Annotated in this window: 11 protein-coding genes; 9 read left to right on the forward strand and 2 right to left on the reverse strand. The window is 71.0% G+C overall.

Annotated features, from left to right (window positions below; translation table 11 throughout):
* The first annotated feature begins 170 nt into the window (after window positions 1–170).
* The 7 genes from nrdR (at window position 171) to OG429_RS28105 (ending at window position 8,932) form a co-directional block, all read left to right on the forward strand.
* Window positions 171–683 (forward strand): transcriptional regulator NrdR, encoded by a 513-nt coding sequence (nrdR, locus tag OG429_RS28075; RefSeq protein ID WP_328928017.1) that lies wholly within the window; start codon window positions 171–173, stop codon window positions 681–683.
* Window positions 684–822: 139 nt separating this feature from the next.
* Window positions 823–3,708, forward strand: coding sequence for a vitamin B12-dependent ribonucleotide reductase (locus OG429_RS28080; protein WP_328928018.1), 2,886 nt, complete (start codon window positions 823–825; stop codon window positions 3,706–3,708).
* Window positions 3,709–3,849: 141 nt separating this feature from the next.
* A complete protein-coding gene (locus tag OG429_RS28085; RefSeq protein WP_328928019.1) occupies window positions 3,850–4,686 on the forward strand; it encodes an arylamine N-acetyltransferase family protein in 837 nt (278 codons plus the stop codon).
* Window positions 4,687–4,718: 32 nt separating this feature from the next.
* Window positions 4,719–5,324, forward strand: coding sequence for a YdbC family protein (locus tag OG429_RS28090; protein ID WP_328928020.1), 606 nt, complete (start codon window positions 4,719–4,721; stop codon window positions 5,322–5,324).
* Window positions 5,325–5,395: 71 nt separating this feature from the next.
* The gene (locus tag OG429_RS28095) at window positions 5,396–6,055 is read left to right on the forward strand and encodes a histidine phosphatase family protein (RefSeq protein WP_328928021.1); all 660 of its coding nucleotides are present in this window, start codon (window positions 5,396–5,398) and stop codon (window positions 6,053–6,055) included.
* An 11-nt stretch (window positions 6,056–6,066) separates the two neighbouring features.
* A complete protein-coding gene (locus tag OG429_RS28100) occupies window positions 6,067–6,984 on the forward strand; it encodes an ADP-ribosylglycohydrolase family protein (protein ID WP_328928022.1) in 918 nt (305 codons plus the stop codon).
* Window positions 6,985–7,156: 172 nt separating this feature from the next.
* A complete protein-coding gene (locus OG429_RS28105; RefSeq protein WP_328928023.1) occupies window positions 7,157–8,932 on the forward strand; it encodes a DUF4153 domain-containing protein in 1,776 nt (591 codons plus the stop codon).
* A gap of 70 nt (window positions 8,933–9,002) precedes the next feature.
* Here the strand turns inward: OG429_RS28105 and OG429_RS28110 are convergent, their stop codons facing one another.
* Window positions 9,003–10,556, reverse strand: a complete 1,554-nt coding sequence (locus tag OG429_RS28110; protein ID WP_328928024.1) for an MFS transporter — start codon at window positions 10,554–10,556, stop codon at window positions 9,003–9,005.
* Between the two features lie 480 nt (window positions 10,557–11,036).
* Between OG429_RS28110 and OG429_RS28115 the strand changes: the two genes are divergently transcribed.
* Entirely contained in the window at window positions 11,037–11,747 is a 711-nt protein-coding gene (locus OG429_RS28115; protein WP_328928025.1) for a ribonuclease HII, read from the forward strand.
* A gap of 76 nt (window positions 11,748–11,823) precedes the next feature.
* Window positions 11,824–12,438 carry a hypothetical protein gene (locus OG429_RS28120; protein ID WP_328930452.1) on the forward strand — a complete coding sequence of 205 codons (615 nt, stop codon included), beginning with the start codon at window positions 11,824–11,826 and terminating at the stop codon, window positions 12,436–12,438.
* A gap of 232 nt (window positions 12,439–12,670) precedes the next feature.
* Here the strand turns inward: OG429_RS28120 and OG429_RS28125 are convergent, their stop codons facing one another.
* Window positions 12,671–13,300 carry a hypothetical protein gene (locus OG429_RS28125; RefSeq protein ID WP_328928026.1) on the reverse strand — a complete coding sequence of 210 codons (630 nt, stop codon included), beginning with the start codon at window positions 13,298–13,300 and terminating at the stop codon, window positions 12,671–12,673.
* Window positions 13,301–13,377 lie beyond the last annotated feature (77 nt).

Genomic DNA, 13,377 nt, shown 5'->3' on the forward strand with positions numbered 1-13,377 from the left:
TAGTGGTTGGATGAGCGCGGCCGCCCAGAAGTTGTGGTCCTCGGTCTGTCGAGGGTCCCGGCATCGCATATGCTTGTGGCTGCTTCACGAGCCCCCGGCAGAGTCTGTCTCTGTCGTTCAGGGGCCTCGTGGGGTGATTCAGTCGTGCCAAGAGGGAGGGTGAGGGAACCATGCACTGCCCCTTCTGCAGGCACCCCGACAGCCGCGTCGTCGACAGCCGCACCACGGACGACGGCACGTCGATCCGCAGGCGCCGTCAGTGCCCCGACTGCTCCCGTCGCTTCACGACGGTGGAGACGGCCTCGCTGATGGTGATCAAGCGCAGCGGGGTGACCGAACCCTTCAGTCGTACCAAGGTCATCTCCGGCGTGCGCAAGGCGTGCCAGGGGCGGCCGGTCACCGAGGACGCCCTCGCCAAGCTCGGCCAGCGGGTCGAGGAGGCGGTGCGCGCCACCGGGAGTGCCGAGCTGACCACCCACGACGTGGGTCTGGCCATACTCGGCCCGTTGCAGGAACTCGATCTGGTCGCCTACCTGCGCTTCGCGTCCGTTTACAAAGCGTTCGACACCCTTGAAGACTTCGAGACCGCCATCGCGGAGCTCCGCGTGCCGCGGCCTCACCCCGAAGAGCGCGAGCCCGGTGGGACCGGTTCGGTCCCCGTGCCCGCCTCCGCCGCCGACTGACCGGACGGCCCGCCCCGCACTGCAATCGCAACGCGGAGCGGCCGGTGAGCCAGGCGAAGAGACGTAGATACAAGACACAGCACCGTGCCGCGGAATAGCGCTGGCACTTTAGGGCGTTTTGCCCGCATTGGGAGGCGGCATGACAGAGACGGCGAGCAGCTCGGCACGTGGTTCCCGCGCCAAGGGGACCAAGGCTGCCAAGGGCGGCCTGCGTATCGAGCGCATCCACACCACCCCCGGCGTGCACCCTTACGACGAGGTGAGCTGGGAGCGCCGTGACGTCGTCATGACCAACTGGCGCGACGGCTCGGTCAACTTCGAGCAGCGTGGCGTCGAATTCCCCGACTTCTGGTCGGTGAACGCGGTCAACATCGTCACCAGCAAGTACTTCCGCGGCGCGGTCGGCACCCCGCAGCGCGAGACCGGTCTGAAGCAGCTGATCGACCGGATCGTGAAGACGTACACGAAGGCCGGCGAGGACTTCGACTACTTCTCGTCGCCCGCCGACGTGGAGATCTTCGAGCACGAGCTGACCTACGCCCTCCTGCACCAGATCTTCAGCTTCAACTCCCCGGTGTGGTTCAACGTCGGCACGCCCCAGCCGCAGCAGGTCTCCGCCTGCTTCATCCTCGCCGTCGACGACTCCATGGAGTCGATCCTCGACTGGTACAAGGAAGAGGGCATGATCTTCAAGGGCGGCTCCGGCGCCGGCCTGAACCTCTCCCGCATCCGCTCCTCCAAGGAGCTCCTCTCCTCCGGCGGCAACGCCTCCGGCCCGGTCTCCTTCATGCGCGGCGCCGACGCGTCCGCCGGAACGATCAAGTCGGGCGGCGCCACCCGCCGCGCGGCCAAGATGGTCGTCCTGGACGTGGACCACCCGGACGTCGAGGCCTTCATCGAGACCAAGGTGAAGGAAGAGGAGAAGATCCGCGCCCTGCGCGACGCGGGCTTCGACATGGACCTGGGCGGCGACGACATCACGTCCGTCCAGTACCAGAACGCCAACAACTCCGTCCGCGTGAACGACGAGTTCATGACGGCCGTCGAGAACGGCACCGAGTTCGGCCTGCGCGCCCGCATGACCGGCGAGGTCATCGAGAAGGTCGACGCCAAGGCGCTCTTCCGCAAGCTGGCCGAGGCCGCGTGGGCCTGTGCCGACCCGGGCATCCAGTACGACGGTGTGATCAACAACTGGCACACCTGCCCCGAGTCCGGCCGCATCACCGCGTCCAACCCCTGCAGCGAGTACATGCACCTGGACAACACGTCCTGCAACCTCGCCTCGCTGAACCTGATGAAGTTCCTGAACGACGACGGCAAGGGCAACCAGTCCTTCGACGCCGAGCGCTTCGCCAAGGTCGTCGAGCTCGTCATCACGGCGATGGACATCTCCATCTGCTTCGCGGACTTCCCGACGCAGAAGATCGGCGAGAACACCCGCGCCTTCCGCCAGCTGGGCATCGGCTACGCCAACCTCGGCGCCCTGCTGATGGCCACCGGCCACGCGTACGACTCGGACGGCGGCCGCACCCTCGCCGCCTCGATCACCTCGCTGATGACCGGTACCGCGTACAAGCGCTCCGCCGAGCTGGCCGCCATCGTCGGTCCGTACGACGGCTACGCCCGCAACGCCGAGTCGCACAAGCGCGTCATGAAGCAGCACGCCGATGCCAACGCCGTCGCGCCGCGCACCGAGGACCTGGACAACTCGATCTGGGCCGCGGCGACCGAGGCCTGGCAGGACGTTCTCCGCCTCGGCGAGAAGAACGGCTTCCGCAACTCCCAGGCCTCCGTCCTGGCGCCGACCGGCACCATCGGTCTCGCGATGTCCTGCGACACCACCGGTGTCGAGCCGGACCTGGCGCTGGTCAAGTTCAAGAAGCTCGTCGGCGGCGGCTCGATGCAGATCGTCAACGGCACCGTCCCGCAGGCCCTGCGTCGCCTGGGTTACCAGGAGGAGCAGATCGAGGCGATCGTCGCCCACATCGCCGAGCACGGCGTGGTCGTCGACGCCCCGGGTCTGAAGACCGAGCACTACGAGGTCTTCGACTGCGCCATGGGCGAGCGTTCCATCTCCGCGATGGGCCACGTCCGCATGATGGCCGCGATCCAGCCCTGGATCTCCGGCGCGATCTCGAAGACGGTCAACATGCCGGAGTCGGCGACCGTCGAGGAGATCGAGGAGATCTACTTCGAGGCGTGGAAGCTGGGCGTCAAGGCGCTCGCGATCTACCGCGACAACTGCAAGGTCGGCCAGCCCCTCTCCGCGAAGAAGAAGGAAGAGGAGAAGGTGGAGGTCACCGCCAAGGCGGAGGACACCATCCGCGCGGCGGTCGAGAAGGTCATCGAGTACCGCCCCGTCCGCAAGCGCCTCCCCAAGGGCCGCCCGGGGATCACCACCTCCTTCACGGTCGGTGGCGCCGAGGGCTACATGACGGCCAACTCCTACCCGGACGACGGTCTGGGCGAGGTCTTCCTGAAGATGTCCAAGCAGGGTTCGACCCTCGCGGGCATGATGGACGCCTTCTCCATCGCCGTCTCGGTCGGCCTGCAGTACGGCGTCCCGCTGGAGACGTACGTCTCGAAGTTCACGAACATGCGCTTCGAGCCGGCCGGCATGACGGATGACCCGGACGTGCGGATGGCGCAGTCGATCGTCGACTACATCTTCCGCCGCCTGGCGCTGGACTTCCTGCCCTTCGAGACCCGCTCGGCCCTCGGCATCCACACCGCCGAGGAGCGCCAGCGCCACCTGGAGACCGGCTCCTACGAGCCCCTCGAGGACGAGCTGGACACCGAGTCGCTGGCCCAGTCGGCCCCGCTGGCCGCCGTCCCGTCGGCCCCGAAGCCGGCGGTCGCCCCGGTCCCGGCTCCGAAGACGGCGCACAGCAACGCCGAACTGGTCGAGATGCAGCTGGGCGTCTCCGCCGACGCTCCGCTCTGCTTCTCCTGCGGTACGAAGATGCAGCGCGCCGGCTCCTGCTACATCTGCGAGGGCTGCGGCTCCACCAGCGGCTGCAGCTGACATCCGGCTGATGCCGTGATCCGCTGAGGCGGGCAGGTCCCTTGGGGGACCTGCCCGCCTCCGGCGTTCTCAGGCCCGCGATCATTGTGTGGACGCCGCGTACGCCGCGGACGAGCGAGGGACACGGGGAGACGGGGAACCATGTGGAGCGGTGACGAGCTGGACCTGGACGCGTATCTGGCACGGATCGGGATCGGGGGCGGGGGCGGGGGCGGGGAACTCCGTCCGGACCTGGAGACGTTGTACGCAGTACACCGCGCACACACCGCCGCCATCACCTTCGAGAGTCTGGACGTCCTGCTCGGCCGCCCCGTCGAGCTGGACACAAAGGCGATCGAGGACAAGCTCGTGCACGCCCGCCGCGGCGGCTACTGCTACGAGCAGAACTCGCTGCTGGCCGCCGCACTGGAGCGGATCGGCTTCGAGGTCTCGGGGCGAGGTGCCCGCAACCGCACCCGCGGGGACTCCCTGACACCGGTGACGCACGCCGTCCTCGTAGCCACCGTCGAGGGACAACCGTGGCTGTGCGACGCCGGGTTCGGCTACCAGGGCCCGCGTGAGCCCGTCCCGCTGGGGCGGCCCGGCGGCGAGGTGCGGCAGGGGGAGTGGACGTACCGCGTACGCGAGGAGGAGGACGACATCCTCGTGCTGTGCTTCCTGCGCGGGGGAGCCTGGCGCGACCTGTACGCGTTCTCCCCGCAGCGGTACCACCCCGTCGACTACCTCCTGCTCAACCACTACAGCTCCACCCACCCCCGCTCCGCCTTCATCGGGCGAGTCATCGTCCAGCACCCGGGCGACGACGTCCGCCGGGCGCTGGTCGGGCGCGAGCTCACCCGGCTGCACCCCGACGGGCGGGACGAGCGGCGGTCCGTCGGCCCGGACGAGCTGCTCGACGTGCTCGACCGGGAGTTCGGGCTTCGGCTGCCTGAGCGGGACGCGGCGGAACTGGTGCGGATCCACCGCGCCGGGGACTGACCCGGGCCGCGCCGGGACCGTACGATGGCGCAGTGCTGGTCAAGTGGATTCGCTGCACGGTGACGGACCGACGCGGGTTCGAGCGCGGACAGCGAAAATGGGCGGGGCTGCCAGGCGAGCCGGGATTCCGGGGACAAGGCGGCGGCTGGAGCCGGGGCCGGCAGGGGGTCGCGCATGTCTTCGCGTTCTGGGAGAGCCGTTCCTTCTACGACTCTTTCATGGCCCGCAGCCACGACCGGCTCGCCGCGGCGCAGCACGGCACCTACACCGATGCGCGGGTCACGCTCTTCGACCACCGCTTCGATGTGAAGACCGGGTTCGAGCCGCGCTTCACCGACGCCGACGTCGTCCGGGTGGCGCACACCCGTGTCCGGGAAGGGCGAGTGGACCACTTCGCCCTCATGCAGGAGAAGGTGTGGAATCCGGCCATGGCCGGTTCGCCGGGCATGATCCGCGGCCTTTTCGGGGAGGCCCCGGGCCGGGAGTTCCTGGTGCTGTCGATGTGGCACGCGGCCGCGGAGCACGGCAAGTACCGGCAGGAGCGGGTCGAGCGGCTCTCCCTGCGCGCCCAGATCCAGGCCGACATCGAGGCCCTCACCGGTGACGTCGTCGACCTCGAACCCTCCTGGACGGTATGACCGTACGACGACCGGCGGGCCTACCGGCGTGCCCGGCCGGTCGGCTCCCGGTGGCCGAATAGGGTCGGGGGATGTCTCGACCACGCCGCATCGTCCTTGTCCGGCACGGGGAATCCGAGGGAAACGCCGACGACTCGGTGTACGAACGGGAACCCGACCACGCGCTGCGGCTGACCAGGAACGGCCGCGAGCAGGCCGCGGCGGTCGGCGAGCGGCTGCGCGAGCTCTTCGGTGACGAGACGATCAGTGCGTACGTCTCCCCGTACCGCCGGACCCTGCAGACCTTCCGGGAGCTGCGGCTGGATCCGACGCGGGTCCGGATGCGCGAGGAGCCGAGGCTGCGCGAGCAGGACTGGGGAAACTGGCAGGACCGGGACGACGTACGGCTCCAGAAGGCGTACCGGGACGCGTACGGCCACTTCTTCTACCGCTTCGCGCAAGGGGAGTCGGGCGCCGACGTGTACGACCGTGTCGGGTCCTTCCTGGAGAGCCTCTACCGCAGCTTCGAGGCCCCGGACCACCCCGAGAACGTGCTGCTGGTGACGCACGGGCTGACCATGCGGCTGTTCTGCATGCGGTGGTTCCATTGGTCGGTGGCCGAGTTCGAGGCCCTGTCCAACCCCGGGAACGGCGAATTCCGGACGCTCGTGCTGGCACCGGACGGCCGGTACCGGATGGACCGCCCGTTTGAGCGCTGGACCACACCCGAGCCTTATGACCTGGACGGCTAGAGTGACCCGCGATGACCCCTGACTCCACTCCCGAACGGCGCTACGCACGCGCCATGTCCAGCCTCCGCGGGCTGGCGCTGGGCGATGCCCTGGGCTCCCAGTACTTCGTCCCCGTGAACTACCCGCGCCTCAAGCGGCGCGAACTCCCTGCCGGCACCGAGACGTGGCAGTGGACCGACGACACCGAGATGGCCTGTTCGGTGGTGGCCGTGCTCGCCGAGCACGGTCGCATCGACCAGGACGCGCTGGCCGGCTCGTTCGCCCACCACCACGACTTCGACCGGGGCTACGGGCCCGCCGTGAACCGGATGCTCCGCCTGATCCGGGAAGGCGAGGACTGGCGCACGCTGGCCGCCGAGCTGTTCAACGGGCAGGGCTCGTGGGGCAACGGCGCCGCGATGAGGATCGCGCCGCTGGGCGCCTGGTACGCGGACGACCCCGAGCAGGCCACGCACCAGGCGGAGATCTCCGCCTACACCACCCACCAGCACCGCGAGGCCGTCTGCGGGGCCATGGCCGTCGCCGCCGCGGCCGCGCTCGCGGCGGCCCCGGCCGGACCGCCGAAGGCCGCCGACCTGCTGGACGGCGTGATCGCACTGGTGCCGCGCAGCGCCGTGGGCGCCGGAGTACGGCGGGCACGGGACATGCTCGACTACGGCGATGCGACGACGGTCGCGGCAGTACTGGGCTGTGGGCGGCGCACGAGCGCCCATGACACCGTGCCGTTCGCGCTGTGGTCGGCGGCGCGGTCGCTTGACGACTACGAGCGGGCGTTCTGGACCACCGCGCAGGTGGGCGGGGACGTCGACACGACCTGCGCGATCGTCGGCGGGGTGCTGGGCGCACGCGGTGACGAGGTGCTGCCGGCCGCGTGGCTGGCGCGTACCGAGGCCCTGCCGGCCTGGCTGCCGGAGGCCGCGACGCGATAGCGGAAGGTGGCCCGTGGCGTCCGGGAGCGGGGTGAAATACCCCGTTCCGATTGTCACGGTCCTGCCACAGGAGTCTTTTGATCCTGTTCAAAACTGCATGGCACCGGCCTACTCTGTCCGCTCCGCCGCCCCCATCGGAACTCGGGGGCGGACGACAGGGGAGGGGAACCCGATGTCAGAGAACACCGACGGGGTGGACGACACCGCGGCCGGCACCGCAACCGAGGGCGCGGCCAACGGGACGTCGAGCGGTGGGTCCAACGAAGCGTCCGCGGCCGGAGATCCACCCGCGGGCACGGCTCCGACCGCAGGCAGACCCGCCGGAGCGGCCGGACCCGCCGGAGCGGCCGGACCTGCAGGGCCGGGCGTCGGAGCCCCGGCCGACGCCGCCGCCTGGCAGGCCTGGCAGGAGCAGCAGCGGCGCGAACGGGCCGCCGCGGCCCGCGCCAAGGCCGCCGCGCCGCCCGCGTGGGCCGTACTCGTGCGGCCCGCCCAGGCCGCCCCCATCGGGACCGCCACCCTCGCCGCGGCCGGCCTCGCGGGACTCGCCGCGGCCCTGCTCCTCGGCGACGGCATGGGCCCTGGCCTGCTGCTCGCCATCGTGCCCGCCGTCGTCGCCGCGTACGCCGCCGCCCGCACGGCCCGTCGTACGGCCCGCCCCTGGACCGTGGTCTGGGCGATAGGCTGCCTCGCACTCCTGGCCGTACCCGCCCTGCGCGACTCGGCGTGGCCGTCCACCCTCGCGATCCTCTCCGCCGTCCTGCTCGGCGCGCTGGCCCTGCACGGCAGCCGCACCTGGCCCGGAGTCCTGCTCAGCCCGCTCGGCTTCTTCGAAGCTGCCGTGTCCGGCGTCGGCTGGGCCTGGTCCGGCCTGCGCTCGCGCAGCGGCGTCAGCAAGGACCGCTGGCTGCCGGTCGCCAAGGCCGGCGCCGTGGCGGTGGCCCTCCTGCTGCTCTTCGGCACGCTGTTCGCCTCGGCCGACGCGGCGTTCGCCGATCTGCTGGGCGGGCTGACGCCCGACATCTCCATCGGGGACGGGCCCCTGCGGATCCTGCTCTTCCTCGTCGGCGCCCTCCTCGCGCTGGCCGCCGCCCGCACCGCCGCGGCCCCGCTGCGCTGGGACCGGATCAAGGTGACCCCCGGCAGGCCGAGGTCCCGCGTCGAATGGGCCCTTCCGCTCGTCCTGCTCAACCTGCTGTTCGCCGGCTTCAACGCCGTGCAGCTGGCCGTTCTGTTCGGCGGCTACGACAAGGTCCTGGAGAGCACCGGCCTCAGCTACGCCGAGTACGCCCGGCAGGGTTTCTGGCAGTTGCTCTGGGCCACCCTGCTCACTCTCGCAGTGATCGCCCTCGCGCTGCGCTGGGCCCCGCGCGACGGCGCGGGCGACCGCCGCTTCGTCCGCGTCGTCCTCGGGGCGCTGTGTGCGCTGGCCCTGGTCGTCGTCGCCTCCGCGCTGCGCCGGATGGACCTCTACGTGGACGCGTACGGCCTGACCAGGCTGCGCGTGTCGGTGGCCGCGATGGAGCTGTGGCTCGGGCTGGTCATCGTACTGATCATGGCAGCCGGGGTGTTCGGCGCGCGCTGGCTGCCGCGCGCGGTCGCGGGGAGCGTGGCGGCCGGCGTCATGGCCTTCGGCCTGCTGTCCCCGGACGGGACGGTCGCCGAGAGCAACGTGGCCCGGTTCCAGGCGGACGGCAAGATCGACCTGGCCTACTTCCAGAGCCTGTCGGCGGACGCCGTGCCGGCCCTGGACCGGCTGCCCGAGCCCCGCAGGTCCTGCGCCCTGTACGGGATCAGTGCCGAAATCTCCAGGGCGGGCGACGTCCCGTGGTACGCCATGAGCCTCGGCGAGCACCGGGCCCGCCAGATTCTGCGCGAGCGGCCGGTGACCGCGTCGTACGAGGTCTGTTCGCGCCTCGGCGCGTTCGGCAGCCGCATCGAGTACTAGTAGGGGGCGCGGCACGGGGTCCGGGCACGGGGCACGGTGCCGCGCCCGGATCCCGTACGTCGGGGCCGGCTCAGGCCGCCGGACCGCTCTTCGCGGCGGCTCCGTTGAGGGCATCCAGGTCGCTCTTGCGCACCCTGATCACCAGCAGCGCGGTGGCAAGGGCGAGACCGGCCATCGCCACGGCGGCGCCGAACGCGGTGGAGATGCCCTGGGTGAGCACGAGATCGCCCCAGGGATCGGGCAGCTGGCCGGTCTCGTTGAAGGCGGCCAGCTGTTCCGGCCGAGCCTGCGCCATGAAGACGGGGACCTGCTGGTCAGCCTCGGTGCGGGCGGCCGTGCCGAAGACGGTGACCAGGATGGACAGCCCCAGGGAACCGCCCACCTGCTGGCTGGCGTTGAGCAGTCCGGAGGCCGCGCCCGCCTCTCTCGGCGCGACTCCGGAGACGGCGGTGAGGGTGAGGGTCACGAAGTTGAGCCCCATGCCGAAGCCGAACAGCAGCATCGGCCCGAGCACCCCGGCGAGGTACGAGGAGTCGGTCCGGATGAAGGTCAGCCAGGTGAGCCCGGTGCCTACGAGGGCGGTTCCGGTGACCATGAACGGCTTGGGGCCGAAGCGGGGCAGGAAGCGCTGGGAGAGACCCGCGGCCGTGACGATGGCGACGGTCACGGGTAGGAACCCGAGTCCGGACTGGATCGGGGAGAAGCCCAGAACGTTCTGCACGAACTGGACGATGAAGAAGAACATCCCGAACATCGCCGCGGCGAGACCGAGCATGATCAAGTACGTGCCGGCTCGGTTGCGGTCGGCGAACATCCGCAGCGGGATGATCGGTTCGGCGGCCCGGGACTCGATGGCGACGAAGAGCGCGAGCAGGACGACGGCAGCGGCGAACGAGCCGAGCGTGAGGGAGTCGCGCCAGCCGTCTTCCGAGGCGCGGATGAACCCGTAGACCAGCGAGGCCATGCCGCCGGTGGAGGTGAGGGCGCCGGCGACGTCGAAGCGGCCGGGGTGGCGCTCGGACTCGCTGATGTAGAGCGGGGCGAGGATCGCGATCAGCACGCCGATCGGCACGTTGACGAAGAGCACCCAGCGCCAGTCGAGCCACTCGGTCAGCATGCCGCCGGCCAGCAGGCCGATGGCGCCGCCGCCCGCGGAGACGGCGGCGAACACCCCGAAGGCCCGGTTCCGTTCGGGGCCCTCGGGGAAGGTCGTGGTGATCAGGGCGAGCGAGGTCGGGGAGGCGATCGCACCACCGACGCCCTGGAGGGCGCGGGCTGCGAGCAGCTGCCAGGGTTCCCGGGCGAAACCGCCGAGGAGGGAGGCCAGGGTGAAGAGCAGGATTCCGGCCATGAACACGCGGCGCCGGCCCAGGATGTCGCCGGCCCGGCCGCCCAGCAGGAGCAGGCCGCCGAAGGTGAGCGTGTAGGCGCTCAGTACCCAGGAGAGGTCGGTGGTGCTGAAGCCGAGGGCGGTCTGGATGTGCGGGAGCGCGATGTTCACGATCGTCGCGTCGAGGACGACCATGAGCTGGCATGCGGCGATGACGGTGAGCGCCACGCCGGGGCGCCCCTCCCGGCGGGCCGCGCCCGGTATCCGGGGTTTGGTGAGTTGAGAGCTTGTCACTGAGGATCCCCCCAAAGTGAATGGGTGAACGCAACCGTTCACTGTGGGACCACGGTAGGAGCGAATCCTTAGTGAACGAAAGGATTCACCGGTGCCGAAAATTCACGCGAGGCGGGCGGGGGCCGAGCGCCGACGGACAGATCTGTCGGCCGTTCCTTCACGAATGCGATCGCGAGTGCGGTCCGGTGTCCGTCGACGGATTCTGCGGAGCCGTCCGGTCCGGATGGTGGACGTCGGCGCGGTGGCTGATCAGGGGGTTGTACGGCGGAGAGTCGGGCGGGGCGGAGTGCGGTCGGACTCGGCTGGTCCGTTTGTCATGGATGTCTTTCGCGGCGACGGCGATGTATCACACGGAGGTGTGCGGGAGCGAACGAGAGGATCCGGACACGGGCCGGACGCGCGTCGCGACCGCGACGGAGCCGCGTCGGACCCGGGGCGGGGTGTGCAGGCGGCGCGGGGCGGCGTAACCTTGCTGGCGCCATGCCGTACGAAGCACCCACCCACACCGTCGAACGCTCCCTCCGTGCAACCACCGGCGCCAAGGTCATCGCCGGGGTCGACGAAGTCGGACGAGGGGCCTGGGCCGGTCCCGTCACCGTGTGCGCGGCGATCACCGGTCTGCGCCGGCCGCCTGCGGGCCTCACCGACTCCAAACTGCTCACCGCCAAACGGCGCGACGCCCTCGTCGACGTCCTGGAGGCCTGGGTCACCGCGTACGCCCTCGGGCACTCCTCCCCGGAGGAGATCGACGAACTGGGGATGACCGCCGCCCTGCGGCTCGCCGCGGAGCGTGCTCTGGAAGCGCTGCCGGTGCGGCCCGACGCGGTGATCCTCGACGGCAAGCACGACTATCTCGGCTCGCCCTGGCGGGTCCGTACGGTGATCAAGGGCGACCAGTCCTGCGTCGCCGTCGCGGCTGCCTCGGTCATCGCCAAGGTCCGCCGTGACCGCATGATGGCCGAGATAGGCGAACAGGGCGGTGGAATCGAGGACTTCGCTTTCGCCGCCAACGCCGGATACCCCTCACCTGTGCACCGGGCGGCGTTGGAGGTGCGGGGGCCTACCCCCTACCACCGGCTCTCGTGGTCGTACCTCGACGCGCTTCCCCAGTGGCGCCACCTCAAGAAGGTGCGCCGCAGCGAGGAGTCGATGGAGCTGGAAAACGGAGGCCAACTCGGCTTCGATTTCTGATCGCACCCATGTGCCGCTGACCGGTACGTTTCGTACCGGCGTTTGATAGACACCACGTCACGCCTCTCACCCCGCCATCGAGGAGCCTCAGATTCACGAGAGTGCCCAGGGTCCCCGCGTCACGCCGGCCGCGAGCCGCACCGCGCAGACCCCCCGCCCCGTACCTGGTCCGCGTCCCGCCGCCGTGCCCCGGCCCGGACGCCCCGGTCCCGTCCGGCCCGCCCCGCCCGTTCAGCAGGCCACTCCCGGACCCGTTCCCGTAGCCACCGCGGTTCCCGCCGCGCCGTCCGTCTCGGCGGCGGTCCCGCAGATCCAGCTGATCCCGGCATCCGCCGAGGGTGCGCTGGACGCGGCCGAAGAGGCCGTTGACCTGCTGCTCGACACCGGGCGCGCGCCCGGTGACATCCTGGTGCTCACCACCGGCGACCCGCACCCGTGGGCCGCTCACGAGCTGTCCTTCGGCGAGGCCGCGTACTGGGCCCTGCACGAGGCCGGGGACGACGTCTTCTACGCGGACGCCGCGCACGTCAAGCGCGCCTCCGGCCGTCCGGTCGTGGTCTTCGCCGTCAACGGCGGAGCGGTCGACGCGGTCGTCGGCGCCCTGCCAGTCGCCCTCGCGCGGGCCGGTGCGCTGCTGATCGTGTGCGGTGACCCGACGCAGATCAACTCCGTTCTGGGTGCGGGCGTCTGACGCCCCGTATCCCGGTCCGGGCGAGGGGCGGGGCGGGCCGACGGCCGGCCCCGCTTGAAGCCCGGAGGCTGATCCGCCGTACGCCCGCGCCTGGGTGTACGGCCGTGAGGCGTGCCCGCCGGAGTCCGCCCGCACGTGGGTCGGATGCCGGTGGTTGGCATACCTGTGGTCCGCGTGTCGGCGGTCTGCCCGTCCGGGTATGCACCCGTGCGGCCGGGCGGCGGTACGGCGGTCAGCGCGCGGCGGTTCGGCGCAGGGCCTCGGCCGCGCCGCCGCCGCTGTGCAGGGCGAGCGGGGAGAACTCGGCCACCGTGTCGCCGAGCCGCTGAGGCCGCGAGTCCGAGCTGGGCCGCCGGCCGCCCCGGCCCTCGCCGAGAACCTGCCACCCGCCCCGGGTCAGCGTGATGTACGCGCCGCAGCGCAGCCCGTGCAGGGTGCAGGCGTCCCGCAGTCCCCACATCCACGCGCCGTCCTCCTCGGTCCACCGCTCGTCGCCCTCGCGGCAGTAGAGCAGCACGGCCGTCCGCACCGGGGTCCGTCGCCGCAGGTCGTGCGGGAGGACCCGGCGCAGCGCGGAGAGCAGGGCGTTGCGGTACTCCCAGCCGTCGGCCGAGGTCGACCGCTGCACGAAGGAGGCGCTCGCCACGAGCTGCTCCTCCGGGCCGAGGACGGCGATGACCGCGGTCGACGGCGCCGGGGCGTGCCGCGAGTGCAGCCCGCTGACGACCTCACGAGGATTGCGCAGCAGCGGAATTCCCGCCGCTGTCCATTCGGCGGGTTCCAGCAGCCGGCCGTGCCGGCTGGCGCCGCCGGTGGCCGCTTTCAGGGACGTGGTCGAGAGCGGGGCGAATCCGAAGGTCACGGTCCTCCCTTCGGGTACACGCCCGCGGACGGGCACGGCTGGAGTGTGGGCGCGCCGCAGCGCGGCCCAAAAGAGTG

The organism is Streptomyces sp. NBC_00190, assembly GCF_036203305.1.
In the GTDB taxonomy this organism is placed as follows: Bacteria; Actinomycetota; Actinomycetes; order Streptomycetales; family Streptomycetaceae; genus Streptomyces.

Coding starts and splice junctions, on each gene's coding strand:
- OG429_RS28095 (WP_328928021.1), top strand. CDS start 5,396: ATGTCTCGACCACGCCGCATCGTCCTTGTCCGGCACGGGGAATCCGAG.
- nrdR (WP_328928017.1), top strand. CDS start 171: ATGCACTGCCCCTTCTGCAGGCACCCCGACAGCCGCGTCGTCGACAGC.
- OG429_RS28105 (WP_328928023.1), top strand. CDS start 7,157: ATGTCAGAGAACACCGACGGGGTGGACGACACCGCGGCCGGCACCGCA.
- OG429_RS28085 (WP_328928019.1), top strand. CDS start 3,850: ATGTGGAGCGGTGACGAGCTGGACCTGGACGCGTATCTGGCACGGATC.
- OG429_RS28080 (WP_328928018.1), top strand. CDS start 823: ATGACAGAGACGGCGAGCAGCTCGGCACGTGGTTCCCGCGCCAAGGGG.
- OG429_RS28115 (WP_328928025.1), top strand. CDS start 11,037: ATGCCGTACGAAGCACCCACCCACACCGTCGAACGCTCCCTCCGTGCA.
- OG429_RS28100 (WP_328928022.1), top strand. CDS start 6,067: ATGACCCCTGACTCCACTCCCGAACGGCGCTACGCACGCGCCATGTCC.